This is a genomic window from Pseudomonas grimontii, assembly GCF_007858185.1.
Classification (GTDB): Bacteria; Pseudomonadota; Gammaproteobacteria; order Pseudomonadales; family Pseudomonadaceae; genus Aquipseudomonas; species Aquipseudomonas grimontii.
Genome location: NZ_VFES01000002.1, coordinates 478,016 through 503,584 on the forward strand (window position 1 = coordinate 478,016; position 25,569 = coordinate 503,584).

Sequence of the window (25,569 nt, forward strand, 5' to 3'; positions counted from 1 at the left end):
TTCGTAGGTTGATGCACGGTTAACTATGCGCGGGGAGGCCTGTATACGGCAAGGGCCAGAGGCCCTTGCCTAACCGAACGGATAGCTTGTGTTACTGGCTTTCGCCACGTTCACGGGCAATGGCGCGGTAGCCGATGTCCGTACGGTAGAAGCAGCCTTTCCAGTCGATTTTCGCGGCCAGTTTGTACGCCTGTTGCTGTGCAGCGTCGACACTGGCACCCATTGCGGTAGCGCACAGCACACGACCGCCGGCGGTCACAACCTTGCCATCCTTAAGCGCGGTGCCGGCATGGAACACCTTGCCTTCCAGCGTAGCCGCCGCGTCCAGGCCTTCAATTACATCGCCTTTGGCGTAGTCGGCAGGGTAACCGCCGGCTGCCAGCACAATGCCGACGCTTGGACGTGGATCCCACTGCGCTTCAACCTTGTCCAGGGCCTGGGCCAGTGCGGCTTCCACCAGCAGCACCAGGCTCGATTGCAGGCGCAGCATCACCGGTTGGGTCTCCGGGTCACCGAAGCGGCAGTTGAACTCGATGACTTTCGGGTTACCGGCTTTGTCGATCATCAGGCCGGCGTACAGGAAACCGGTGTACACGTTGCCTTCGTCGGCCATGCCGCGCACGGTCGGCCAGATCACCAGGTCCATCACGCGCTGGTGCACGTCGGCGGTAACCACCGGGGCAGGGGAGTAGGCACCCATGCCGCCGGTGTTCGGGCCGCTGTCGCCGTCGCCGACGCGTTTGTGGTCCTGGCTGGTGGCCATCGGCAGCACGTTCTTGCCATCGACCATCACGATAAAGCTGGCTTCTTCGCCGTCGAGGAATTCCTCGATGACCACACGTGAACCAGCGTCACCAAAGGCATTTCCGGCGAGCATGTCGCGCACGGCGTCTTCGGCTTCCTGCAAGGTCATGGCGACGATCACGCCTTTACCGGCGGCCAGGCCGTCGGCCTTGATCACGATCGGCGCACCTTTTTCACGCAGGTAGGCCAGGGCCGGCTCGATCTCGGTGAAGTTCTGGTAGTCGGCAGTCGGGATCTTGTGGCGCGCCAGGAAATCCTTGGTGAAGGCTTTCGAGCCTTCCAGTTGGGCAGCGCCGGCAGTGGGGCCGAAGCAATCCAGGCCGCGGCTGCGGAACAGGTCTACGACACCGGCAACCAAGGGCACTTCCGGGCCAACGATAGTCAGGGAGACGTTTTTCTCGGCGAAGTCGGCCAGTTGCTCAAGGGCCAGTACGTCGATGGCGACGTTTTCGCACTTGGCTTCGATGGCGGTACCGGCGTTGCCGGGGGCGACGAAGACTTTCTGGACGCGTGGGTCCTGGGCAACTTTCCAGGCCAGGGCGTGTTCACGGCCACCGCTGCCAATGATGAGGACGTTCAAGTCAGACTCCTTCGGAGGAAGTTACAAGCTGCAAGCTGCAAGTTAGAAGCGATCGCTCCGAAGTGCAGCATCCAGCTTTGAATTAGAGAGGCTGCAAGCAAAAGTAAAAGCACCACCGTCCTGCTCCTACTTGTCGCTTGCAGCTTGAAACTTGCAGCTCCACGTTAGTGGCGGAAATGGCGCATGCCAGTAAAGACCATGGCGATACCCGCTTCATCAGCAGCGGCGATGACTTCTGCATCACGCATCGAGCCGCCCGGTTGGATCACGGCAGTCACGCCGGCTTTCGCGGCGTTGTCCAGGCCATCACGGAACGGGAAGAATGCATCGGACGCCATCACCGAACCGGCCACCTGCAAACCGGCGTGCTCAGCCTTGATCGCGGCGATACGCGCCGAGTTCACGCGGCTCATCTGGCCAGCGCCGACACCGATGGTCTGGCGGTTCTTGGCATAGACGATGGCGTTGGATTTAACGTACTTGGCCACTTTCCAGGCGAAGATCAGGTCGTTGATCTCTTGCTCGGTCGGGGCGCGTTTGGTCACCACTTTCAGGTCTGCGCTGCCGATCATGCCGATGTCGCGGCTCTGTACCAGCAAGCCGCCGTTGACGCGCTTGTAGTCCCAGGCAGCGGCACGTTCAGCCGACCACTCGCCGCAGGCCAGCAGGCGCACGTTGGCTTTGGCCGCCACGATGGCGCGGGCTTCTTCGCTCACGGAAGGGGCGATGATCACTTCGACGAACTGACGCTCGACGATGGCCTTGGCGGTTTCGGCGTCCAGTTCACGGTTGAACGCGATGATGCCGCCGAAGGCCGATTCGGTGTCGGTCGCGTAGGCCAGTTCGTACGCCTGGCGAATGCCGCCTTCAGCGTCCGGGCTCACGGCCACGCCGCACGGGTTGGCGTGCTTGACGATCACGCAGGCCGGCTTGACGAAGCTCTTCACACATTCCAGCGCGGCGTCGGTGTCGGCCACGTTGTTGTAGGACAGTTCCTTGCCTTGCAGTTGGGTCGCGGTGGCGATGCCCACTTCGGCAGGCTTGGCTTCCACGTAGAACGCCGCGCTCTGGTGCGGGTTCTCGCCGTAGCGCATTTCCTGGGCCTTGATGAACTGGCTGTTGAAGGTGCGCGGGAACTGGCTGCGATCGGAGGTCGACAGGGTTTCAGCCGCCTGGTTCACGGTGCCCATGTAGTTGGCGATCATGCCGTCATAGGCAGCGGTGTGTTCGAACGCCTTGAGCATCAGGTCGAAACGCTGGGCGTAGGTCAGGCCGCCGGCTTTCAGGCTTTCGAGCACTTGGGCGTAGTCGCCGGCGTTGACCACGATGGCCACGTCTTTATGGTTCTTGGCTGCGGAGCGAACCATGGTCGGGCCGCCGATATCGATGTTTTCGATGGCGGTCGGCAGGTCGCAGCCTGGCTTGTTGATGGTGGCTTCGAACGGGTAGAGGTTAACGGCCACCAGGTCGATCGGCTTGATGCCGTGCTCGGTCATGATGGCGTCGTCGATGCCGCGACGGCCGAGGATGCCACCGTGGATTTTCGGGTGCAGGGTCTTGACGCGACCGTCCATCATTTCTGCGAAACCGGTGTAGTCAGCGACTTCCACTGCGGCCACGCCGTTGTCCTGCAGCAGTTTGAAGGTCCCGCCCGTGGAGAGGATTTCCACGCCCAGGGCTTCCAGCTCCCGGGCAAATTCGAGGATCCCGGTCTTGTCGGAGACACTGATCAAGGCGCGGCGGATCGGCAGGCGGGTAGTCTGGTCGGTCATTTCAATTTCCATCAAAAGCAAAGGAGTCAGCAAAAAAGGCGACCGGTTTTACGCGGGCGCCTTTCTGGTTGGATTGAATGCTTACAGCAAATCGTATTGCTTGAGCTTTTTGCGCAAGGTGCCACGGTTGAGGCCCAGCAGCTCACTGGCTTTGGTCTGGTTGCCCTTGACGTAGTTCATCACGCTTTCGAGCAAGGGTGCCTCGACTTCGGAGAGCACCAGGTTGTACACGTCCGTGACGGAAGCGCCCTCAAGGTGGGCGAAATAATTATGCAGCGCCTTCTCGACACTCCCGCGAAGGGTCTGGCCTTCTTCGCTCGGCGTGTTGAGGTGCTGTTTTAAATTGACGTTGTCGCTCACGGGTGTTGTTCCACTCACTAAAGTCTCGGTCATCATCGTCATGCGGCCACCCATTCTCCGTCCCCTGCTCTCAGGCTCTTGTCTCGTTCGGCAAAAAACTCACGAACGGCGGTGACCTGTGCTTGCGTTTCATCCAAACGATTGAACCCGGCGCGAAACTCCCTGGCGCCCGGCAGGGTTGCGAGATACCAACCCACATGCTTGCGAGCAATACGCACGCCCATCACCTCTCCATAGAAGGTGTGAAGTGCAGCCAGATGCTCTAGCAGAATACGTTCCACCTCGACCAACTCCGGCGCCGGCAGGACTTCACCCGTACGCAGAAAATGCTCGATCTCACGAAAAATCCACGGCCGTCCCTGTGCTGCCCGGCCAATCAACACACCATCGGCGCCGGTGGAATGCAGCACGCGCCGGGCTTTTTCGGCTGAGTCGATGTCGCCATTGGCAAATACCGGCATCGACACCGCCTGCTTGATCGCGGCGATGGTGTCGTACTCGGCTTCACCGGTGTAAAGATCGGCGCGGGTGCGACCATGCACTGCCAACGCTGTAATGCCTGCCTGTTCGGCGATCTTCGCCACCGTCAGGCCATTCTTGTTGTCCCGGTCCCAGCCGGTACGAATCTTCAGGGTCACCGGCACATCCACTGCGGCGACAACGGCCTGCAGGATCTCGGCAACCAACTGCTCATCTTTCAATAGCGCGGAACCGGCGGCCTTGTTGCAGACCTTCTTGGCCGGGCAGCCCATGTTGATATCGATGATCTGTGCGCCCAACTCGACGTTGGCCCGGGCCGCATCCGCCAGCATCTGTGCATCGCCACCGGCGATCTGTACCGAGCGAGGCTCGGGATCACCTTCGTGGATCATGCGCATCCGCGATTTGCGGGTGTTCCACAAGCTCATGTCGCTGGTGACCATTTCCGAGACTACTAGACCCGCGCCCAAACGCTTGCACAGCTGACGAAAGGGCTGGTCGGTAACCCCCGCCATCGGGGCGAGAATCAAGCCGTTCTGCAATGTGTATGGGCCGATGCGTACCGCCGACATAGGACTTCCCTGTTGTGGGGCCGGATCATTAGAGTTCGAAAAAGGGTTGGCATGATACCCGCTCTCGATGACTGGATAAAGGCTGAATTGGATAAAATCTGAACAGTTATTTCTTTATCGCCGCCGGTTTGGATGGGCGGCGCCAAGTCAATAATCCATCGGCAGGCTTCGGTGCGTGCGCCGATTTACTCGGGCGAGTGGAAGCTCAAGCTGTAATTCACGGCTTTATTGCCGGGATCGAGGATGTCCAGGGAGATATGGATCGGGGTCTGTGATGGCATTTCGATCCCCCCCGCCAGCTCGCCATTGAGGTATTCGGCGGGCTTGAAGCGACGACTGGCAATCAGGTTGCCATTGATGTCGGCAAAGCGCAGTTCCAGCAGCGGGAAGGGCTGGGAGAACGTCGCGCGATTGTAGATGATTGCATCCACCACCAGCGCCCCGGCGAATTCCGGGTGGCTGCGTACCACCAGGTTACTGCTCTTGATATGGGCAATATCGACCCGTGACGGCACCGTGCAGCCCAATGTCGGGCACAGTTGCTGGAACCATGGGCGATAAGCGTCCTGGCGGGCCAGATCGTCGAATTGATAGGCAATGTACTGAGCGGCCAGGCCGGCGGCGGCGATCAGTACCAGCAGCATCCAGATCAGGCGGCGGCCCAGGCCCTGCGGGCGCTTTTGCGCGTACAGGTGCAGCGGGTCATCTTCCAGGTCCTGGAGCAGGTCGTCATGGACGCCGGCCTCGGGGCGTGGGCGCTTGCGACGCGATTGCGTGCGCTCTTCGGGCTCCGCTTCATCCGCTGCCACTGTCAGGGGCGTGAACGGCGGGTCGGTGTGTTCATCTTCCGGGGTTGAGCGCAGTGCTGGCTCATCGTCGATGTGCAACGACATGGATGGCTCGGTGCGCTGCCTGGTCGCAGGGGCTTTGGTCGGTTCAGGTTCGTCTGCGGGTGCGTTGACGCGTTCTTCAGGCGGTTCGCTGAACAGGCTGGCGGCCCATTTTTCTTCTTCGGCCTTGACGGTTTCGCGACTGGCGCTGAGCGCGTCTTCTTTCTGTCGACGGTCGGCGCCGGGCTGACGGCGTTCTGCGCCCACGGGCAGTGTGTGCTGAATCTCGCGGCGTTCCAGCTTGGCCAGTTCTTCGTCCAGGTCCAGGTTGTCCAGGTCCAGCTCTTCGGCGGTCCACTGTTTCTGGCTGATTGCCCGCTGTGGCTCAGGCGCTGCTTCGCGCGCGGGCTCGATCGCGGTCGGCTGCTCCGGCACAGGCGCGTGGGCGCGCTGCTCCAGCAACTGGCGAGCAGCGTTAAAGACTTGCAGGCACGAGCCGCAGCGAACCACGCCGCGAGCCACGCTCAATTGAGCGTGGTTGACGCGAAAGCGGGTTTGGCAATGCGGGCACTGGGTGACGAAACTGTCGGTCATGCGGCCATCCGATTCAGGCAAGCGCTCATTCTAGCGCCGACGCCCGCTGATGCGTACCCAGCCATCACGGTTAGCGATCGGATCCAGCTCGAAATCCTTGGCGTAGGCTGCGGCGACATCGTCACCTTGCTCGGCGAGGATGCCCGATAGCGCCAGGCGCCCGCCCGGCTTGACCAGGCTCGACAGTTGCGGTGCCAGGGACACCAGCGGGCCGGCGAGGATATTGGCGACCAGCACGTCGGCCTGCACCTGGGGCAAATCCTGCGGCAGGTAGAGGGGGAATTTGCCTTCAGCAATGTTGTTGCGCCCGGCGTTGTCGCGGGACGCTTCCAGGGCCTGTACGTCGATGTCGGTGCCCACGGCTTCCTTGGCGCCCAGCAACAGGGCGGCAATCGCCAGGATCCCCGAGCCGCAGCCGAAATCCAGCACGTGGCTGTCGGTCAGGTCCTGGCCGTCCAGCCATTCCAGGCACAGCGCGGTGGTGGGGTGGGTGCCGGTGCCGAACGCCAGGCCTGGGTCGAGCAGCAGGTTGACCGCATCAGGCTCTGGGGCGGCATGCCAGCTCGGCACGATCCACAGGCGCTGGCCGAAACGCATCGGCTGGAAGTTGTCCATCCAGCTGCGTTCCCAGTCCTGGTCCTCGATGATTTCGCTGTGATGCTCGGGCAACGGGCTGCCGGTGAGCAATTCCATGTGCGCCAGCACGGCGGCGGCGTCGGTGCCGTCTTCGAACAGGGCCAGCAGATGGGTGTGGGACCACAGCGGCGTGGTGTTCAGCTCGGGTTCGAAGATGGGTTGGTCTTCGGCGTCCATGAAGGTGACCGAGACGGCGCCCACTTCGAGGAACGCGTCTTCGTAGGTTTCGGCTTGTTCTGGGCTGATGGCGAGACGGACTTGCAGCCAAGGCATGGCGGGCACCTTTGAATAAAAATGAGTGTGCGACGAGCGAGGTCGCGAAAGCGCGCAAGTTTACGCCAGCGGCGGGCAGAAGACGACACTACTGACTGCACCCCGGTCAAATGTGGGAGGGGGCTTGCCCCCGATTGCAGTATGTCAGTCTCAGCATCTGTAACTGATCCACCGCCATCGGGGGCAAGCCCCCTCCCACATTTTGACGGTGTACATCTTCAAAAAAGTAGAGGGCCCACAAACAACAAAGCCGCCCGAAGGCGGCTTTGTTGGGTGGAGCACTTACTGGTTGGCCAGCTTGTGTTCCAGGTAGTGAATGTTTACACCACCTTCGCAGAAGCCTTCATCACGCACCAGGTCCCGGTGCAGCGGGATGTTGGTCTTGATGCCGTCGACCACGATTTCGTCCAGGGCGTTGCGCATACGGGCCATGGCCTCGTCGCGAGTGGCGCCCCAGGTGATCAGCTTGCCGATCAACGAGTCGTAGTTGGACGGGACCTTGTAGCCGCTGTACAGGTGCGAATCCACACGTACGCCGTTGCCGCCGGGCGCGTGGAAATGCTTGACCAGGCCAGGGCTTGGGATAAAGGTCTTCGGGTCTTCAGCGTTGATCCGACACTCCAGGGAGTGGCCGTGGATCTTCACGTCGTCCTGGGTGAAGGACAGCACGTTGCCGGCGGCGATGCTCAGCATCTCCTTGACGATGTCGATACCGGTGACCATCTCCGAAACCGGGTGCTCTACCTGCACACGAGTGTTCATCTCGATGAAGTAGAAGCGGCCGTTCTCGTAGAGGAACTCGAAGGTACCGGCGCCACGGTAGTTGATGTCGATGCACGCCTTGACGCAGCGCGCCAGGACTTCCTGGCGGGCTTTCTCGTCCAGGCCCGGTGCCGGTGCTTCTTCCAACACCTTCTGGTGACGACGTTGCAGCGAGCAATCGCGGTCGCCCAGGTGGATGGCGTGGCCCTGGCCGTCGGACAGTACCTGCACTTCCACGTGACGTGGGTTGGTCAGGTACTTTTCCAGGTAGACCATCGGGTTGCCGAACCAGGCGCCCGCTTCGGAGCGAGTCTGCTTGGCCGCTTCGATCAGCTCTTCTTCCTTGTGCACCACGCGCATGCCGCGACCACCACCGCCACCGGCGGCCTTGATGATCACCGGGTAACCGACTTCGCGACCAATGCGCAGAGCGGTTTCCTCGTCTTCAGGCAGTGGGCCGTCGGAGCCAGGAACGGTTGGCACGCCGGCTGCGATCATGGCGTCCTTGGCCGAGACCTTGTCGCCCATCAGGCGAATGGTGTCGGCTTTCGGGCCGATGAAGGCAAACCCGGATTTTTCCACCTGTTCGGCGAAATCGGCGTTTTCCGCGAGGAAGCCGTAGCCTGGGTGGATGCCATCAGCGCCGGTCACTTCAGCGGCGGCGATGATGTTCGAGACTTTCAGGTACGAGTTCGTGGCCAGTGGCGGGCCGATGCAGATGCTTTCGTCCGCCAGTTTCACGTGCATCAATTCGGTATCGGCCGTCGAGTAAACAGCGACGGTCTTGATGCCCTCTTCCTTACAGGCGCGCAGGATACGCAGCGCGATCTCGCCGCGGTTGGCGATCAGGACTTTTTGCAGTTTCTTCGCAGGTTTCAACATCGAAGGCGCTCCGCGGTTCAAACGATGGTGAACAGCGGCTGGTCGTACTCAACCGGCTGACCGTTTTCTACCAGGATGGATTCGATGACGCCGGCTTTTTCGGCCGTGATGTGGTTCATCATCTTCATCGCTTCAACGATGCAGATGGTGTCGCCCACTTTCACGGTCTTGCCCACTTCAACGAAGGCTGGCGAGGTCGGTGCCGGGGTGCGGTAGAACGTACCGACCATTGGCGACTTGACCACGAAACCGTTCAGCGCAGGGGCTGCCGGTGCGGCAGGTGCAGCGGCGGCAGCAGGCGCGGCGGCCGGAGCAGCAGCGGGTGCCGGTGCCTGCATCTGTGGTGCGTAGAACTGTTGGGCCGGGGTCTTGCTGTGGCGGCTGATCCGTACGGACTCTTCGCCTTCCTTGATTTCCAGCTCGTCGATACCGGATTCTTCCAGCAGTTCGATCAGTTTCTTAACTTTACGGATATCCATGAATCATCAACTCCCAAGGGTCGGTCAGGGGCGCTTGGCCTGTTCTTCAAGCTGTTCCAGGGCGGCCTCCAGGGCCAGTCGGTAACCGCTGGCGCCAAGGCCGCAGATCACTCCTACCGCAACGTCGGAGAAGTAAGAGTGATGGCGGAAAGGTTCGCGTTTGTGCACGTTCGATAAATGCACTTCGATGAATGGGATGCTCACCGCCAGCAGCGCGTCACGTAATGCAACACTTGTATGCGTAAAAGCGGCGGGATTGATCAGGATAAAGTCCACGCCTTCGCCACGCGCGGCATGGATGCGATCAATCAATTCATACTCGGCATTGCTTTGCAGGTAGAGCAAATGGTGGCCGGCTTCACGTGCCCGTCGTTCCAGGTCAAGGTTGATCTGATCGAGGGTCACTGCCCCGTAGACGCCCGGTTCACGGGTGCCGAGCAGGTTCAGGTTGGGTCCGTGAAGAACCAGTAAGGTCGCCATCGGCTGTTCCTTGTTATTGATGTGGGCAAGGCAGAACCCGGCGACTATGCCGCAAAGCCTTTGTGACTGTCCAGTTCTATGCAGTAGGCGGCACGATTAGCGAGGATTGCGCAAAATTTTTGACTGGGGCCTGGGATTCGTTCATGGGTAATACGCCCTTGAATCCCATGGAGATCAAATGTGGGAGGGGGCTTGCCCCCGATTGCAGTGTGTCAGTCTCAGTATCTGTAACTGACCCACCGCTATCGGGGGCAAGCCCCCTCCCACATTTTGATCTCCATTGATTGTGGATCTTCAGGGGGCAGGTCAGACGCGGAACGCCTGCACCGCCGTATTGAGCTGCCCACCCAGTACCAACAGGTGCTCGCCCTGGCTGCGGCCCTGGCCGATGCGCAGCAGGTTGTCCTCACCCAACTGATGAATCCGCTCGCTGTTATCGCGAATTTCACTCACGGCGCCACTTTGCTGCGCCGTCACATCGGCAATCCGCACGGCGGTGTCGGAAATGGTCTGGATCGCGCCGACGATTTCATCCAGCGCGCCGTCGGCTGCCTGGGCTTGCTGGGCGGTGGCCTCGGCGTGTTCGACCTGGGCGCGCATGCCCTGCACCGATTGGTGCGCAGCGGTTTGCAGGCCGGTGATCAAGCCCTGGATTTCGGCGGTGGCGCCGGCAGTGCGTTGGGCCAGGGTGCGCACTTCGTCGGCGACCACGGCAAAACCTCGCCCGGCCTCACCGGCGCGTGCGGCCTCGATAGCGGCGTTGAGCGCCAGCAGGTTGGTCTGGTCGGCAATCGAGCGAATCACGGTCAATACGCCGCCAATGGTGGCGGACTCTTCGGCGAGTTTCTCGATCATCTGCGCATTTTGCTGCACTTCACCCACCAGCGCGTGCAGGCCGGTCAGGCTCAGACCGATCACACGCTGGCCTTGCTCGACCGCCTGGCCCGCGCTGCGGCTGGCACCGGCAGCCTGGCTGGCATCACCGGCGACTTGCTGGATGGTGGCTTCCAGTTCGCCCAGGGAATCACGAATCTGCGCGGTATCCCCGGCCTGGCGTTCGGCGCCGTCGTGCAGGCCGCTGCTCAGTTCGGCCAAGGCGCGGCTGCTGCCGGCGACTTCTTCGGCATTGCCCCGAATGGTCCCCACCAGATCCACCAGGTAGGCGCGTAAACGGTTGAGGGATGTTTCGATGTCGCGCAGTTCGCGGTTGGTTTTACCCAAGGTGATCGGCTGGCTGAAGTTGCCTTCACCCCAGGTCGACAGGGCCGGTGCCAGGTTGGTCAACACCCGCGCCAGGCGCCGTTGCAGGGTGTCGATGAGCAGGGCGATCAGCAAGATCAGGCCGATCATCACCCCTTGCATCAGGCGCACTTCCCCCTGGATCTTGCCGTGTTGCGCACGCACCACTGGCTCCAGGCCGGCGATGGCCTGTTGAACGGCGGCGATTTTCAAATGGGTGGCGGCGGCTAGGTCGGCACGCTGCTGGATCTGCGTGCGGGTACGCTTGAGTTCGGCGGGGTAGCGTGTCAGCAGGCCGTTGAGCTCGCGCTTGAGGTCGACGCCGGTGTCCTGGGCTTCGGTTTTTGCTGTGTTTTCCAGGCCCATCAAGGCTGAAAAGTCATCGGTGTTGGATTCTGTGCTGGCCTTTACGCCCAGCAAGGGCAGTTGCTCCAGCAGCTCGGCCTGGCTGCGCATATTGCCGACTTCGCGCTCCACATCGTCCGCCAGTTCCGCGCGACCGCTGCTCACCAGTTTGCCGCGGGCCAGGGACAGCTTGCCCAGGTGCTGGGAGGCTGCCAGCAGCGGCGGCAGGTAGCGCGCCGCTTCGGCGGTGTTAACGCCCATGGCGTACTGGCTCAACTGCTCCAGGTTGGCGCCCAGCTCCCGCTCGGCTTGCAGCAACAAGGCTTGTGGGTCACCCGCCAACTTACCGGCCGCCAGCAGGTCGGTCTTGCTGAAGGCATCCAGGTCCGCGAGGCTGGGGCGCAGGTTTTGCGCGAGGTCGGCGGGCAGTTCATCCAGGTGTTGTAACAGGCTTTCCAGGCTCTGGCTGGCGCTGCTCAAGCGCAATGCATCGCCGCTGCCCAGGTAGTCGTCGATATTACGCGCGGCCTGGTTCTGGAAGGTCTGTGACAGACCGAGGTAGCGTTCCATCAGCAAATAAGGCCGTTCGAGCGCCCGTTGCGACCACCACAGCGTCGCCCCAAGCGCCAGGCACACGGCCACCAGCAGGAGGGTATTGAGATTGGTCAGCAGCTTCAGGCGCATGCGTGGTATCAACCGGCAGCAAAAGATAAGTGCCTGAAGTTATTGCGTTTTCATTACAGGGTTATGACGGAATCACTGGATTCTGATGAAAAGATGGCACTTTGCTTTGATGTGCGCGCAGCTTGCACGCGGTTACGCCCGGCATGCTTTGCGCGGTAAAGCGCCTCGTCGGCTTGGGCGGCCATCATCAGGCTGTCGGAACCGTCACCCAGCTCAACCAGCCCGGCGCTGAAGGTGCACCACAAGTCCTGAGGCTGCGCCGGATAGTGAATTTCGGCAAAGCGTCCACGAATCTCATCCAGCACCTTGCAGGCCGACTCCAGGTCGGTGTCAGGCATCACAATCGCGAACTCTTCACCGCCATAGCGGCCGATGTAGTCGGTCTTGCGCAGGCGTTGCTTGAGAAACAGCGCCAGGCTCTTGATCACACGGTCGCCCATGGGGTGGCCGTGGCTGTCATTGACCCGCTTGAAGTGGTCGATGTCGAGCATGGCAAAGCTCAATGGTTTGTTCTCGCGGCGCGCGCGGAAGCTGCAGTCTTCGAGCAATTGCAGGATATGGGTGTGGTTGTACAGCCCGGTCAGGCTGTCGCGCACCATCCGCGCCTTGAGGTTGCGCGCACGGGCAGCGCGGTTGCGTACCGTGGTAATCAGGTGGCGCGGCTTGATCGGCTTGGTGAGGAAGTCGTCGCCACCTTCGCTCATGGCGTCCAGCTGTTTGTCCAAGTCGTCTTCGGCCGACAGGTAGATGATCGGCACGCTGACGTAACGGTCATTGTGGCGAATCACCTTGGCCAGCTCGGTGCCGGTACAGGCCGGCATGTACATGTCGAGGATGATCAGGTCGGGCTGGAAGTCTGCCAGCTCGGCCATGGCCTGGATCGGCTCGATCAAGGTCCGGGTGACGATGCCGGCGCTGTTGAGCAACCGCTCGGTGTGCAGCGCCTGGGCCCGCGAGTCATCAATGATCAGCACTTTGTACGGTTCGTACTGGGCAACGCAGGTCAGTACTTCGATCTTTTCCAGCAGGCTGGAGGCTTCCAGCGTGCCGGTGAGGAATTCCTGGCCCCCGGCGCGTACGGCGGCCAGGCGGGTGGGCGTGTCGGTTTCGTGCAGGCTGAAAAATAACAGCGGCAGCTTATGCTCCAGGCCTTCCTGGGCTTCGGCGGCGAGCTTGAGGCCCAGGCCGGCGCCACAGAAATCCACGTCCATTACAATGACGGAGGGCAGGCGCTCGCTCATCGCGGCGCGAAACGCTGCCACGCTGTCAAGGGACTGGGCGCTCATGCCAAAAAATTCCAGCTGCTTGGCCAGGCGCTCGGCGCGGTCGTGATCGGCCAGCATCACGTAGATCGGCTTGCGCATCGGCGGCAGGAAGGTTTGTTCCAGCTGGTCGCCCTGGCGCAGGCCGGTGCGGGACAGGCGCTGCATCAAGCGGTTGAGTTCGGTGATCAACTGGCTGCTCAAGCGGCCGCGGTTTTCATCCACCGCCCTGAGTGACTCGCCGATGTGCCACGCCAGCTGGCCATGCTCGGGCTGTTCGAAGCGCTCGGCGAAGCGCTGCAGGCGCAGGTTGGCTTCGCTGAGTTCGGAGAGGTCGGCGCCTGACCATTCGCTGCGTTGCAGGCGCTGCCAGATCTCAAGAATTTGACGTGCCTGATGAATTACCCGCTGGGCAAAATGCTGCTTGAGACGCTCACGGCTGGGGTCTTCTGGCTCGGTCATATCCTGACTACTAGTGAGGGTGGATGCTGAGGTCGAACTGATGGCTCTATGCTAGCACCTCTTTTCAGTGGGATGAGTGTCATATGTCAATTAACTGCGTGTCACTGATATTCAGTTGATGACCTGGTGGTCGCGCAGCTTAAACAGCGTGCATCCTTTATAGTCGAACGCTTCCCCTACGCCGTTTGGTGAAAAGCCCCGCATGGGCGGGCACGATGGGGTAGGGTTGTGGTCGGAGTGTTTGAACGCACGCCCTCAATTCAAGTGCATGAACTCAAGTGATTGAAAGGATATCGCCATGCTGGACTGGAAAAACCGTGCGGGCAGTGCCAAAGGCCCCGCCCCTGAGCCCAAGTCGGCCAACCGCAGCTATTTTCGTACCCTGCTGATGAGCCGCGCCGTGCTCAGCGTGCTCGGCCTGTATCTATTGGTCACCGGCGCCCTGGGTTGGTACTGGAGCGAAGAGCCGGCGCTGTTCCCGGTCCAGCAAAACGCGCAAATCGCGGCCGAGAAGGAAGGCAAGCAGATGGTGGTGGGCTATACCACCGTCGAAACCCTCAAGACCGTGGTCGGCACGTTGCTGAACAAGCCCGGTGGCTATATTTCCAACGACCGTTTCCCGCCGGGCCTGTGGATGGACAACATGCCCAGCTGGGAGTACGGCGTGCTGGTGCAGGTGCGCGACCTGACCCGCGCCCTGCGTAAAGACTTCGCCCGCTCCCAGTCGCAGTCGGCCGAAGACGCTGATCTGGCCAAGGCCGAGCCGCGTTTCAATTTCGACAATAAGAGCTGGGTGCTGCCGTCCAGTGAGTCGGAATACCAGGAAGGCATCAACTCCTTGAGCCGCTACGAAGCGCGCCTGTCCGACCCGAATCAGCGTGGCGCCTTGTTTTATGCCCGCGCCGACAACCTGAACAACTGGCTGGGCGATGTTGCCACCCGCCTGGGTTCGCTGTCGCAACGCCTGTCGGCCAGCGTAGGCCGGGTCAAATTGAACACCGCACTGAAAACCGAAGCCCTGGCGCCGGGTGAAGTGCCGCAGGTCGACGAAGAAGTGGTGGAAACCCCATGGATGCAGATCGATAACGTGTTCTACGAAGCCCGCGGCCAGGCCTGGGCGCTGTCCCACCTGCTGCGCGCCATCGAAGTGGACTTTGCCGACGTGCTGGCCAAGAAAAACGCCACCGTCAGCGTGCGCCAGATCATTCGTGAGCTGGAGGCTTCGCAAGAGCCGGTATGGAGCCCGATGATCCTCAACGGCAGCGGCTTTGGCGTGCTGGCTAACCATTCGCTGGTAATGGCCAACTACATTTCCCGGGCCAACGCGGCGGTGATCGATTTGCGTCAACTGCTCAACCAGGGTTGATGATGGACGCGACTCAAAAGGAGGCTGCGCACCGCGTAGCCTCCGATGCCGAACTGATCTGCTGGGTCGACGAGCGGGACAACCTGCTCGGCCACCTCGTCAGGTCCGACCTGCGCCAGCGCGGCCTGATCGGTCGTTGCACGTTTATCTTCCTGTTCAATTCCAAGGGTGAGCTGTGCGTGCATCGGCGCACCCTGAGCAAGGCCCTGTACCCGGGTTTCTGGGATACGGCGGCGGGCGGGATGGTCGCGGCGGGCGAGTCCTACGCGGTGTCGGCGGCCCGCGAGCTGGAAGAGGAACTGGGGGTTGGTGGGGTTGAATTGATCGAACATGACCATTTCTACTTCGAAGATGGCAACAGCCGGCTCTGGTGCAAGTCCTACTCGGCGACCTGGGACGGACCCCTGCGCCTGCAGCCTGAAGAAGTCATGGAAGCGCGCTTTTTACCTGTCGAAACTGTCCTGCAGGAGGCGCAGCAAAAGCCTTACTGCCCGGACGCCCAAGAGGGCCTGCGGCGTTATCTGGCCTCACGTCGCTAAAGTTGCATAAATTGGCGCCATTTGGCTCTTAGCAAGTAAGCTTTTTGCCGTTACACTGCGCGACTTTTCACCCGAACCGCCTTGGCGGGTCGGTAGCGCTGCCCCTGCCTGAGTGGGGCTTCGCGGTCGGTGACCTCCTTTGCGGGTGCCGATCAGTCTTTGTCCTCCCAAGAGGATTGCCGGTGGCCAAAAAAGCCGCATCCTTCGCCGCCCTCGGCGGCCTGGTATTTTCCACCGACGCAGGTCGACACTGCCCGGACTGTCGTCAGCCCGTGGATGCGTGTACCTGCAAACAAACCCTGATTCCCGAAGGCGACGGTATTGCCCGCGTGCGTCGCGAAAGCAAAGGCCGTGGCGGCAAGACGGTGACCACCATCACCGGCGTGCCCCTGGCTGAAGACGCGCTCAAAGAACTGGCCACCACGCTGAAAAAGCGCTGTGGCACCGGTGGCGCGTTGAAAGACGGCGTCATCGAGATTCAGGGTGATCACGTCGAACTGCTGTTGGCCGAGCTGATCAAGCTCGGTTACAAGGCCAAGAAGTCCGGCGGCTGAAAGCCTCTTCCCAACCTGTGTCTAAACTCTGTCCTGCGAGTGAGGTCTGACCTTGCTTACAGGCAAATCGTCATTTTCATTCTTTAGACTGCGCCAGCCTCGAACGAGAGGCGGCGCCTTCGCCTTCATTTATAGGGGACTTCGATGTCCGTACGACGCACACGCAAAGACGATGGCAGCCAATGGACAGTTGCGGACAGCCGCAGTGTTTACGGGATCCGCCATTGGGGGGCCGGGTATTTCGCGATCAATGACGCCGGTCGCGTTGAAGTCCGTCCGAACGGCCCGAACAGCACGCCTGTCGACCTCTATGAGCAAGTCGACCAGTTGCGCAAGAGCGGCCTGTCGTTGCCGTTGCTGGTGCGCTTCCCAGACATTCTGCAAGACCGGGTACGCCAACTGACCGGTGCCTTCGACGCCAACATCGAGCGCCTGGAATACCAGAGCAAGTACACCGCGCTGTACCCGATCAAGGTGAACCAGCAGGAGGCGGTGATCGAGAACATCATTGCCACCCAGAACGTGTCCATCGGCCTCGAAGCCGGCTCCAAGCCTGAGCTGCTGGCTGTGCTGGCCCTGGCGCCGAAGGGCGGCACCATTGTCTGCAACGGTTATAAAGACCGCGAGTTCATCCGCCTGGCGCTGATGGGCCAAAAGCTCGGCCACAACGTATTTATCGTGATCGAGAAAGAATCCGAAGTTGAACTGGTGATCGAAGAGGCTGCCAGCCTCAAGGTCAAGCCACAGGTTGGCCTGCGCGTGCGTTTGTCGTCCCTGGCGTCGAGCAAGTGGGCGGACACCGGTGGCGAGAAGTCCAAGTTCGGTTTGTCGGCGGCGCAACTGCTGTCGGTGGTCGAGCGCTTCCGCGCGGCCGGCCTGGACCAGGGCATCCGCCTGCTGCACTTCCACATGGGCTCGCAGATCGCCAACCTGGCCGACTACCAGCACGGGTTCAAGGAAGCCATTCGTTACTACGGCGAACTGCGCAACCTCGGCCTGCCGGTAGACCACATCGACGTGGGCGGCGGCCTGGGCGTGGACTACGACGGGACTCACTCGCGTAACGCCAGCTCGATCAACTACGACATGGATGACTACGCCGGCGTGGTCGTGGGTATGCTCAAGGAATTCTGCGACGCGCAGAGCCTGCCGCACCCGAACATCTTCTCCGAAAGCGGCCGCTCCCTGACCGCCCACCACGCCATGCTGGTGGTGCAGGTGACTGACGTCGAGAAACACAACGACGAAATCCCGGTCATCGACAACAAGGAAAGCCTGCCGGAAACCGTGCAATGGCTGGTGGACCTGCTCGGCCCGACCGACATCGAAATGGTCACCGAAACCTACTGGCGCGCGACCCACTACATGAGCGACGTGGCCACCCAGTACGCCGACGGCAAATTGACCCTGGCCGAAAAAGCCCTGGCTGAACAGTGCTACTTCGCCGTGTGCCGCCGCCTGCATAACTCGCTCAAAGCCCGTCAGCGCTCGCACCGCCAGGTGCTGGACGAGCTCAACGACAAGCTGGCCGACAAGTACATCTGCAACTTCTCGGTGTTCCAGAGCCTGCCGGATACCTGGGCCATCGGCCAGGTACTGCCGATCCTGCCGCTGCACCGCCTCGACGAAGAGCCGCTGCGCCGCGCCGTGCTGCAAGACCTGACCTGCGACTCCGACGGCAAGATCAAGCAATACGTCGACGAGCAGAGCATCGAGACCAGCTTGCCGGTCCACGCCTTGAACGACGGTGAAGACTACCTGCTGGGTATCTTCCTGGTCGGCGCTTACCAGGAAATCCTCGGCGACATGCACAACCTGTTCGGTGACACCGACTCGGTGAACATCTACCAGCGCGAAGACGGTTCGGTGTACAGCGCCGGTATCGAGACCCACGACACCATCGAAGACATGCTGCGCTATGTGCACTTGTCGCCGGAGGAGTTGATGACCCACTACCGTGACAAGTGTGCGAGTGCGAAGATCAGTGCGTCGGAGCGAACTCAGTTCCTCGACGCCTTGCGCCTGGGGCTGACGCGGTCTTCCTACTTGTCCTCGTAATATCGGCGGCTAGTGTTCCATGTGGGAGCGGGCTTGCTCGCGAAGTAAGCCCGCTCCCACATTCAGACCTACGTTTTTGCAGGACCTGCGCAGTGAGGTCAGCAAACGCCTAAGAGCGTTCGCTCTGGTCAACCCCACTCGTACCAACCACGCGACATTGGTGGCGTCTTTCGCCAGGCCGCTGCGCTGGCTGACGCCGATGCTGGATCGGATGACGGGTTTTATCACGTCCACCCCCAGCCAATAGGCAGGCCAGGCCTCGGCGCGGTCAATAGATGTCAAAGCAGAACGCGACCGAGCAGTTTCCCGGGTTGTAACGCAGAATCACCCGGTCAATGGTGCCTACGCTGTTGCGTCGCATTATGTGGATATCCCTGGCGCTGCTTTGCAGGTCAAGCGACTGCCCTGGGGCGAGCGAGTGTATCTGCGCTCCTTGCGCAACCACCAGCTCGGCCGACGTCTTGTTTTCGAACCGTTGTATGCCTTCCATGCTGTTTGGGCCTTGCCCATTGGTGCATCCGGTGAGGGTGGCCAGTGTGCAGGCCGCAGTAGTCCACAGGGCTGTTCTGATGTTCATATCCGACTCTCCATGAATGTATGAAAGGGGTAGACCCCTGGCCATTCAACGCTTGGAATGTCGGTTTGTAACCTGTCAGAACTCACAGGTAGGTCAGTGGTTACCGACGCTGAACCATTGGCCCTGCTGTTTGATCCGCCAGGCGATGGCCGCCAGTGTCAGGCTGCGCCAGGCCATGAACAGCAGGAAGGTTATCCACAGGCCATGATTGCCCAAGCCCTGCAACGACCAGGCGAACGGCAGTGTCAGCAGCACCGTCAGCAGCATCCCGTTGCGCATCTCCCGCGCCCGCGTTGCGCCGATAAACAGCCCATCCAACAAATAGCTCCACACCGCAATCAATGGCAGTACCGCCAGGTACGGCAAGTAGATGTCGGCGGTTTCGCGCACGTTGGGGATGTCGGTTTGCATGGCGATAAACAGGTGACCGGCGAACGTGAACAGCAGGGCAAAGCCGACGCTGGCGATCAGTGACCAGCCGCCAGCAACCACCAGTGAGCGCCGCAACGATTGGCGATCACGAGCGCCGATGGCATGGCCGCACAGGGCTTCGACCGCGTGGGCCAAACCGTCCAGCGCGTGGGCCGTCAGCAGCAGGCCGTTGAGCAGCAGCGCGTTGGCAGCCACGGTGGCATCGCCCAGGCGTGCGCCTTGCACCGTGATCATGAAAAACACCGACTGCAACGCCAGGCTGCGGATAAAAATGTCGCGGTTTACCGCCAGCAACGGGCGCCAGCTTTCCCAGCGCTTCAAGGCGGCCCAGGCGATATGGCCGGGGTAGGCGCGCAGGGCTTTTTGCGTGAGGGCCAGGCCGAGCAAGGCGCCGGTCCACTCGGCGGTCACCGACGCACGGGCGGAGCCGACCACTCCCCAGTCCAGCCCGAGCACGAACCACAGGTTGAGGGCAATATTCACCAGGTTGGTGGTCAGCAGAATTGCCAGCGGCGCGCGGGCGTTTTGCGTGCCGAGGAACCAGCCCACCAGCGCGTAACTGGCCAGCGCGGCAGGCAGGCCGAACAGGCGGGTGTGGAAGAACTCGCGGGTCAGTTGGTTAAGCTCGGGGGAGGGCTGCATCCACTCCAGGGCCAAATGGCTCAGCGGAATGCCGACGGTGCCCAGCAACATCGCCAACCCCAGCGCCAGCAACAGGCCTTGCAGCAGGATTTGTCGGAGTGCCGCGCCATCATTGCGCCCGGCGGCTTGGGCCGCGAAGCCCGTGGAACCCATGCGCAGGAAGCCCATGGCCCAGGCGAGAAAGGTATAGAGGCTGGCGCCGACGGCCACGGCGCCCAGTTGGTGGGCATGGGGCAGGTGGCCGATGACCATGCTGTCGACCAGTGCGACCAACGGCACGGAGATGTTCGAAAGAATCATCGGCGCAGCCAACGCCCATACACGGCGATGAGTAGGGCGGTCGCGCCAGTCGGTCAGTAAGGTGGACATGCAGGCTCCTTGGGGGAGGGGCATTGTAACTGGCCCCCAACCATGGCGCAGAGCCAATGTGGGAGGGGCTTGGCATGAGCTGATTAAGAACCAAACCACCCTCCATCGGTCAATGTGACCAGCGCCACATCGGCTTCGCCGACGCTGATATATAGTTCACCCCTCGGTTCCCTCTGACGACGAGTGCCCCATGCTTAACAAAGGACTGTTCCTGGCCTGTGCGCTGGCCCTGCTGAGCGCCTGCGATTCTTCCGATAAACCGGCTGCACCATCTGCGCCCACTGTGGCGGCAGCGCCGAAACCGGCCAAGGCGGCGGTGGATGTGGCGGCGTTGAAGCAGCGTTATGCCGGGCGTGAGTTGAGTGTGGTGGACGTGTCCGAGGTGCAGTTGGACGGGGCCAGCACCTTGTCGGTGAGTTTTTCCATTCCGTTGGATCCGGAGCAGAAGTTTGCCGACAAACTCCATCTGGTCGACAGCAAGTCCGGCAAGGTCGATGGCGCCTGGGAGCTGTCCGATAACCTGATGGAACTGCGCCTGCGCCACCTGGAGCCCCAGCGCAAACTGGTGCTGACGGTGGATGCCGGGGTGAAGGCGGTCAACGACAACACGCTCGCCGCCGAGTACATTGCGCGCCTGGAAACCCGTGACCTGCAAGCCACTGTCGGCTTCGCCAGTCGTGGCACGCTGTTGCCGACGCGCCTGGCCGAAGGCCTGCCGGTGATCGCGCTGAACGTCGACAAGATCGACGTTGAATTCTTCCGGATCAAGCCCGAATCCCTGCCGTCGTTCCTGGCGCAGTGGGGGCGCAACACCAGCCTGCAAAGTTATGAATCCCGTGAATTGCTGCCGCTGGCCGACCTGGTCTACGGCGGCCGTTTCGACCTGAATCCGGCGCGCAATACCCGCGAGACGCTGTTACTGCCGATCGCCGGCCTCAAGCAATTGCAGCAGCCGGGCGTGTACCTGGCGGTGATGCGCGCTTCGGGCACCTACAACTATTCGCAACCGGCCACGCTGTTTACCTTGAGCGATATCGGCCTGTCGGTGCACCGCTACGCCAATCGCCTGGATGTGTTTACCCAGGCGCTGGAAGGTGGCAAGGCCTTGGATGGTGTCGACCTGGAAGTGCTTGACGCCGACGGCCGCGTGCTGGGCCAGGGCAAGACCGAGAAGGGCGGTCACGCAGAGTTGCCGCTGCCGAAAAAGGCCCAGGTGCTGCTGGCCAAACAGGGCGAGCAGACCAGTATGCTACGCCTGGACAGCGCCGCGCTGGATCTGGCGGAGTTCGACATTGGCGGCCAACCTTCGCACCCCCTGCAGTTCTTTGTGTTCGGCCCGCGCGACCTGTATCGCCCCGGCGAAACCGTGCTGCTCAATGCCCTGCTGCGCGACAAGGACGGCAACGCCGTCAAGCCGCAACCGGTGAGCGTCGAAGTGCGTCGCCCGGATGAACAGGTGAGCCGCAAGTTTGTATGGGATGCCGATGCCTCGGGCCTCTACCAATATCAACTGCAACTGGCCGGCGAAGCACCGACCGGGCGCTGGCAGTTGGTGTTCGACCTGGGCGATGGCAAGCCGCAGCTGTATGAGTTCCTCGTCGAAGACTTCCTGCCCGAGCGCCTGGCGCTGGAACTCAAGGGCAGCGACACGGCATTGAGCCCGGCGGATAACCCGGTGATTAAGGTCAATGGTCGCTACCTCTATGGTGCCCCGGCGTCGGGCAACCGCGTCAGCGGGCAAGTCTATGTGCGACCGTTGCGCGAAGCGGTCAAGGCGCTGCCGGGCTATCAATTCGGCTCCGTCACCGAAGAAGAGCTGAGCCAGGATTTCGAGCTGGACGAAAGTGTGCTCGACGCCAAGGGCCAGGAAGAACTGACCCTGGAAAGCAAATGGGCCGACGCGAAATCCCCTCTGCAACTGATCGTGCAGGCCAGCCTGCAAGAGTCCGGCGGGCGGCCGATCACCCGGCGGCTGGTGCAGCCGATCTGGCCGGCCGAGCAACTGCCGGGCCTGCGTGGGCTGTTTGACGGCAAGGAAACCAACGGTGATGGCCCGGCGGAGTTTGAAGTGCTGGTGGCCAACCAGGACGGGCAGAAACTCGCTGCGCCAAACCTCAAGGTCCGCCTGGTGCGCGAGCGCCGTGACTACTACTGGAACTACTCGGACAGCGATGGCTGGAGCTATCACTACAACGAGAAATTCCTCAACCTCGACGAACAGACCCTGAACATCAAGGCTGGCGATACCGCCAAGGTCAGCTTCCAGGTGGAGTGGGGCCCGTACCGCGTCGAGGTCGAAGACCCGCAGACCGGCCTGGTCAGCAGCCTGCGTTTCTGGGCCGGCTACCAGGCCCAGGACAACACCGAAGGCGGCGCCGTGCGGCCCGATCAGGTCAAGCTGGCGCTGGATAAGCCCGCGTACGGCGACGGCGATACCGCTAACGTCACGGTTACGCCGCCGGCTGCCGGTAAAGGCTACCTGCTGGTGGAATCCGCCGAAGGGCCGCTGTGGTGGCAGGAAATCGACGTGCCGGCCGAGGGCAAGAGTTTTGCCGTGAAGCTCGACCCGAAATGGTCGCGCCATGACCTCTACGTCAGCGCCCTGGTGATTCGCCCAGGCGAGCGCAAAGCCAATATCACCCCCAAGCGCGCGGTAGGCCTGCTGCATCTGCCGCTGGACCGCACCCAGCGCAAGCTTGGCGTGACCCTCACCGCGCCGGAAAAAATGCGCCCCAAACAACCGCTGACGGTGAAGATTGCCGCCAAAAATGCCGATGGCAGCGTACCGAAACAGGTGCATGTACTGGTGGCGGCGGTGGACGTGGGCATCCTTAATATCACCGAGTATCCGACACCGGATCCGTACTCCAGCCTGTTCGGCCGCAAGGCTTACGGCGTTGACCAGTTCGACATCTACGGCCAATTGATCGAGGCCGGGCAGGGCCGCCTGGCCAGCCTGGCCTTTGGGGGTGACGCCGCGCTGGCCAAGGGCGGCAAGCGCCCGGACACCAGTGTGACTATCGTCGCCCTGCAAAGCGCGCCGGTGACCTTGAATGAGCAGGGTGAGGGTGAAGTCAGCGTCAACATCCCCGACTTCAACGGCGAACTGCGCCTGATGGCCCAGGCCTGGAGCGATGACCGCTACGGCATGGCCGAAGGCAAGACCGTGATCGCCGCCCCGCTGATCGCCGAGCTGTCGGCGCCGCGCTTCCTCGCCGGCGGTGACCAGACGACGCTGGCCCTGGACCTGTCCAACCTGTCGGGCAAGGCGCAGAAACTCGATGTGCAACTGAGTGCCGAAGGGCAGTTGGAGTTGGTCAACAGCGGCGTTCAAACCGTCGAACTCAAGCAAGGCCAGCGCACCACCCTGCGTATCCCGGTGAAAGCCTGGGGTGGGTTGGGTCAAGGCAAGGTGAAAGTCACGGTCAATGGCCTGGACCTGCCCGGTGAGAACCTGCCGCCGTTCAGCCGCGAATGGACCCTGGGCGTGCGTCCGGCCTACCCGGCGCTGCTCAAGCATTACCGCGCGGTGCTCAAGAGCGAGCCGTGGAGCCTGCCAGTCGGCACACTTGATCAGTTCGATGCCTCCGGGCGTGAAGCGCTGCTGAGCCTGTCGAGCCGGCCGCCGTTGAACCTGGGCGCGCAGATCTCGGCGCTCAAGGCCTACCCTTATGGGTGCCTGGAGCAGACCGCCAGTGGTTTGTACCCGTCGCTGTACGCCGACGATGCGTTGCTCAAGCGCCTGAGCATCAAGGGCGAGCCGGATGCCGAGCGCAAACGCAAGATCGAGCTGGGCATCGAGCGCCTGCTGGGCATGCAACGCTACAACGGCAGCTTCGGTTTGTGGGGCGCGGATGGCGAAGAGGAATATTGGCTGACGGCCTATGTCACCGACTTCCTGTTGCGTGCCCGTGACCAGGGCTTCGCGGTACCGCCCGAAGCGTTGAAGAAAGCCAGCGAGCGCCTGCTGCGTTATGTGCAGGAACGCAACCTGATCGAAGTCGACTACAGCGACAACGCCGACCACACGCGCTTTGCCGTGCAGGCCTACGCCGGCATGGTGCTGGCGCGCAGCCAACAGGCGCCGTTGGGCGCGTTGCGCAGTATCTTCGAGCGACGCAGCGACGCGCGCTCCGGGTTGCCGTTGGTGCAACTGGCCATCGCCCTGCAGAAGATGGGTGACCAGCCGCGCGCGGATCAAGCCTTGCTGGCCGGCCTGGCGGCGCAACGCAGCGCCAAGGAATGGTTGGCCGACTACGGCAGCCCGCTGCGCGACCAGGCGATGATCCTGGCATTGCTGGAAGAGAATGACTTGGCCAAGGGCAAGCGTGAGGAGCGTTTGTTTACCCTGTCGGACCAATTGGCGGCCAGCCCGTATCTGTCGACCCAGGAGCGCAATTCGCTGTTCCTGGCCGGGCGCCTGGGGTTCGCCCAGCCCGAGTCGGCCTGGAAGGTGTTGCTCAATGGCAGCGGTGGGGCGCATGAGCTGAACAATCAACAGTCGACGCTGGCCTTGGAAGGCAAGCTGCTTGCTGGCGATCTGAGCCTGACCAATCAGGGCGAGGTGCCGGTCTACCAGCAACTGACGATCTCGGGTTATCCACAGGTGCCACCGGCACCGGGTGGCGATAACCTGAGCATCCGTCGTGAATACCTGGGCATGAATGGCCAGCCGCTGAACCTGCGCAACCTCAATAGCGGCGACCTGGTGCTGGTGCACCTGGCGGTGAGCGCCAGGCAGCGCGTGCCGGACGCCCTCGTGGTGGACCTGTTGCCTGCGGGCCTGGAGCTGGAAAACCAGAACCTGGCCCAGAGTGCTGCCAGCCTGGAAAACGCCAGCAGCCAGGTGAAAGAGTGGCGCGAGTCGATGCAGAACGCGTCGCTCAAGCATCAGGAGTTCAGGGATGACCGGTATGTGGCGGCGATGAACCTGGATGGCGAGGGCACCACGCACTTGCTGTACCTGGCGCGCGCAGTGACACCGGGCATTTACCGCGTGCCGCCGCCGCAGGTGGAGTCGATGTACCGGCCGAACTGGCAGGCGGTGGGGGAGACGCCGGTGGATCTGGTGATCAAGGGGCGCTGATTTCTGAACTTGGAATTGGAGCTAATGTGGGAGGGGGCTTGCTCCCGATAGCGGTGGGTCAGTTGCCAGATGCATTGACTGAAACACTGCTATCGGGAGCAAGCCCCCTCCCACAGGGTACTGATGACATTCTCAGGCTTAGTGGACGACCCAACTGAGCAGCCACAAGCCAAGCATCAGCCAGATCACCCCGATGATGATCGAGGCGCGCATGAAGGCGCGTACCGCCGAATACAGAAACAGCAGGCCGACGATCAGGGTGATGATGCTGATGATCGAGGTGTCCATGCCCAGTGCTCGGGACATGCCACCGACAAAGTCGCCACCAGCGTTGGAGAGCATATTGAACAGCCCGCTGAAGAACTCGACGATGTAGTGGATGATCAGACCGAGTGTGTGACCCAACCATCCGAAAAAGTCTACTTGCATAGGTGTGTCTCGATGAAAGAG

General features: G+C 61.8%; 19 protein-coding genes. 5 read left to right on the forward strand and 14 right to left on the reverse strand.

Annotation, left to right across the window (positions count from 1 at the left end):
* Positions 1-91 precede the first annotated feature (91 nt).
* The 11 genes from purD to FIV39_RS06440 form a co-directional block, all read right to left on the reverse strand.
* The gene (purD, locus tag FIV39_RS06385) at positions 92-1,384 is read right to left on the reverse strand and encodes a phosphoribosylamine--glycine ligase (protein ID WP_053134606.1); all 1,293 of its coding nucleotides are present in this window, start codon (positions 1,382-1,384) and stop codon (positions 92-94) included.
* Between the two features lie 164 nt (positions 1,385-1,548).
* Positions 1,549-3,156, reverse strand: coding sequence for a bifunctional phosphoribosylaminoimidazolecarboxamide formyltransferase/IMP cyclohydrolase (purH, locus tag FIV39_RS06390; RefSeq protein ID WP_090400804.1), 1,608 nt, complete (start codon positions 3,154-3,156; stop codon positions 1,549-1,551).
* 81 nt (positions 3,157-3,237) lie between these two features.
* Positions 3,238-3,558, reverse strand: a complete 321-nt coding sequence (gene fis / locus FIV39_RS06395) for a DNA-binding transcriptional regulator Fis (protein WP_002555375.1) — start codon at positions 3,556-3,558, stop codon at positions 3,238-3,240.
* Positions 3,555-4,568 (reverse strand): tRNA dihydrouridine synthase DusB, encoded by a 1,014-nt coding sequence (gene dusB / locus FIV39_RS06400; RefSeq protein WP_090400803.1) that lies wholly within the window; start codon positions 4,566-4,568, stop codon positions 3,555-3,557. Before dusB ends, fis begins: the two co-directional genes overlap by 4 nt.
* A 185-nt stretch (positions 4,569-4,753) precedes the next feature.
* Positions 4,754-5,992 carry a DUF3426 domain-containing protein gene (locus FIV39_RS06410; protein ID WP_090400802.1) on the reverse strand — a complete coding sequence of 413 codons (1,239 nt, stop codon included), beginning with the start codon at positions 5,990-5,992 and terminating at the stop codon, positions 4,754-4,756.
* A 30-nt stretch (positions 5,993-6,022) separates the two neighbouring features.
* Positions 6,023-6,901 carry a 50S ribosomal protein L11 methyltransferase gene (gene prmA / locus FIV39_RS06415; protein WP_090400801.1) on the reverse strand — a complete coding sequence of 293 codons (879 nt, stop codon included), beginning with the start codon at positions 6,899-6,901 and terminating at the stop codon, positions 6,023-6,025.
* 282 nt (positions 6,902-7,183) lie between these two features.
* The gene (gene accC / locus FIV39_RS06420) at positions 7,184-8,545 is read right to left on the reverse strand and encodes an acetyl-CoA carboxylase biotin carboxylase subunit (RefSeq protein WP_090400800.1); all 1,362 of its coding nucleotides are present in this window, start codon (positions 8,543-8,545) and stop codon (positions 7,184-7,186) included.
* A gap of 17 nt (positions 8,546-8,562) precedes the next feature.
* A complete protein-coding gene (gene accB / locus FIV39_RS06425) occupies positions 8,563-9,024 on the reverse strand; it encodes an acetyl-CoA carboxylase biotin carboxyl carrier protein (protein ID WP_027607997.1) in 462 nt (153 codons plus the stop codon).
* Between the two features lie 24 nt (positions 9,025-9,048).
* Positions 9,049-9,504 (reverse strand): type II 3-dehydroquinate dehydratase, encoded by a 456-nt coding sequence (aroQ, locus tag FIV39_RS06430; protein ID WP_003171482.1) that lies wholly within the window; start codon positions 9,502-9,504, stop codon positions 9,049-9,051.
* Between the two features lie 306 nt (positions 9,505-9,810).
* Positions 9,811-11,772 carry a methyl-accepting chemotaxis protein gene (locus FIV39_RS06435; protein WP_090400799.1) on the reverse strand — a complete coding sequence of 654 codons (1,962 nt, stop codon included), beginning with the start codon at positions 11,770-11,772 and terminating at the stop codon, positions 9,811-9,813.
* A 53-nt stretch (positions 11,773-11,825) separates the two neighbouring features.
* Positions 11,826-13,496 (reverse strand): response regulator, encoded by a 1,671-nt coding sequence (locus FIV39_RS06440; protein WP_090400798.1) that lies wholly within the window; start codon positions 13,494-13,496, stop codon positions 11,826-11,828.
* 388 nt (positions 13,497-13,884) lie between these two features.
* Here FIV39_RS06440 and FIV39_RS06445 point away from each other — a divergent pair, with 388 nt between their 5' ends.
* The 4 genes from FIV39_RS06445 to speA all read left to right on the forward strand — a co-directional run bounded on the left by FIV39_RS06445 (position 13,885) and on the right by speA (position 18,013).
* Positions 13,885-14,862, forward strand: a complete 978-nt coding sequence (locus tag FIV39_RS06445) for a DUF2333 family protein (RefSeq protein ID WP_370694842.1) — start codon at positions 13,885-13,887, stop codon at positions 14,860-14,862.
* Between the two features lie 2 nt (positions 14,863-14,864).
* Complete coding sequence (locus FIV39_RS06450) at positions 14,865-15,401, forward strand: NUDIX hydrolase (protein WP_090400796.1); 537 nt, start codon at positions 14,865-14,867, stop codon at positions 15,399-15,401.
* Positions 15,402-15,583: 182 nt separating this feature from the next.
* Positions 15,584-15,955: a translation initiation factor Sui1 gene (locus tag FIV39_RS06455; RefSeq protein ID WP_017849660.1), complete on the forward strand. Its 372-nt coding sequence runs from the start codon at positions 15,584-15,586 to the stop codon at positions 15,953-15,955.
* A gap of 144 nt (positions 15,956-16,099) precedes the next feature.
* Positions 16,100-18,013, forward strand: a complete 1,914-nt coding sequence (gene speA, locus FIV39_RS06460) for an arginine decarboxylase (protein ID WP_090400795.1) — start codon at positions 16,100-16,102, stop codon at positions 18,011-18,013.
* 268 nt (positions 18,014-18,281) lie between these two features.
* Here speA and FIV39_RS06470 read toward each other — a convergent pair whose 3' ends face one another.
* Positions 18,282-18,590, reverse strand: a complete 309-nt coding sequence (locus FIV39_RS06470; RefSeq protein WP_090400793.1) for a hypothetical protein — start codon at positions 18,588-18,590, stop codon at positions 18,282-18,284.
* Positions 18,591-18,683: 93 nt separating this feature from the next.
* Positions 18,684-20,033 (reverse strand): MATE family efflux transporter, encoded by a 1,350-nt coding sequence (locus FIV39_RS06475; protein WP_090400792.1) that lies wholly within the window; start codon positions 20,031-20,033, stop codon positions 18,684-18,686.
* Positions 20,034-20,223: 190 nt separating this feature from the next.
* Here FIV39_RS06475 and FIV39_RS06480 point away from each other — a divergent pair, with 190 nt between their 5' ends.
* On the forward strand, positions 20,224-25,119 hold the full coding sequence (locus tag FIV39_RS06480; protein ID WP_090400791.1) for an alpha-2-macroglobulin family protein: 4,896 nt from the start codon (positions 20,224-20,226) through the stop codon (positions 25,117-25,119).
* 138 nt (positions 25,120-25,257) lie between these two features.
* Here FIV39_RS06480 and FIV39_RS06485 read toward each other — a convergent pair whose 3' ends face one another.
* Entirely contained in the window at positions 25,258-25,548 is a 291-nt protein-coding gene (locus FIV39_RS06485; protein ID WP_065940946.1) for a hypothetical protein, read from the reverse strand.
* Between the last annotated feature and the right edge of the window lie 21 nt (positions 25,549-25,569).

Coding starts and splice junctions, on each gene's coding strand:
- purH (WP_090400804.1), bottom strand. CDS start 3,156: ATGACCGACCAGACTACCCGCCTGCCGATCCGCCGCGCCTTGATCAGT.
- fis (WP_002555375.1), bottom strand. CDS start 3,558: ATGACGATGATGACCGAGACTTTAGTGAGTGGAACAACACCCGTGAGC.
- dusB (WP_090400803.1), bottom strand. CDS start 4,568: ATGTCGGCGGTACGCATCGGCCCATACACATTGCAGAACGGCTTGATT.
- FIV39_RS06410 (WP_090400802.1), bottom strand. CDS start 5,992: ATGACCGACAGTTTCGTCACCCAGTGCCCGCATTGCCAAACCCGCTTT.
- prmA (WP_090400801.1), bottom strand. CDS start 6,901: ATGCCTTGGCTGCAAGTCCGTCTCGCCATCAGCCCAGAACAAGCCGAA.
- accC (WP_090400800.1), bottom strand. CDS start 8,545: ATGTTGAAACCTGCGAAGAAACTGCAAAAAGTCCTGATCGCCAACCGC.
- accB (WP_027607997.1), bottom strand. CDS start 9,024: ATGGATATCCGTAAAGTTAAGAAACTGATCGAACTGCTGGAAGAATCC.
- aroQ (WP_003171482.1), bottom strand. CDS start 9,504: ATGGCGACCTTACTGGTTCTTCACGGACCCAACCTGAACCTGCTCGGC.
- FIV39_RS06435 (WP_090400799.1), bottom strand. CDS start 11,772: ATGCGCCTGAAGCTGCTGACCAATCTCAATACCCTCCTGCTGGTGGCC.
- FIV39_RS06440 (WP_090400798.1), bottom strand. CDS start 13,496: ATGACCGAGCCAGAAGACCCCAGCCGTGAGCGTCTCAAGCAGCATTTT.
- FIV39_RS06445 (WP_370694842.1), top strand. CDS start 13,885: ATGAGCCGCGCCGTGCTCAGCGTGCTCGGCCTGTATCTATTGGTCACC.
- FIV39_RS06450 (WP_090400796.1), top strand. CDS start 14,865: ATGGACGCGACTCAAAAGGAGGCTGCGCACCGCGTAGCCTCCGATGCC.
- speA (WP_090400795.1), top strand. CDS start 16,100: ATGTCCGTACGACGCACACGCAAAGACGATGGCAGCCAATGGACAGTT.
- FIV39_RS06470 (WP_090400793.1), bottom strand. CDS start 18,590: ATGAACATCAGAACAGCCCTGTGGACTACTGCGGCCTGCACACTGGCC.
- FIV39_RS06475 (WP_090400792.1), bottom strand. CDS start 20,033: ATGTCCACCTTACTGACCGACTGGCGCGACCGCCCTACTCATCGCCGT.
- FIV39_RS06480 (WP_090400791.1), top strand. CDS start 20,224: ATGCTTAACAAAGGACTGTTCCTGGCCTGTGCGCTGGCCCTGCTGAGC.
- FIV39_RS06485 (WP_065940946.1), bottom strand. CDS start 25,548: ATGCAAGTAGACTTTTTCGGATGGTTGGGTCACACACTCGGTCTGATC.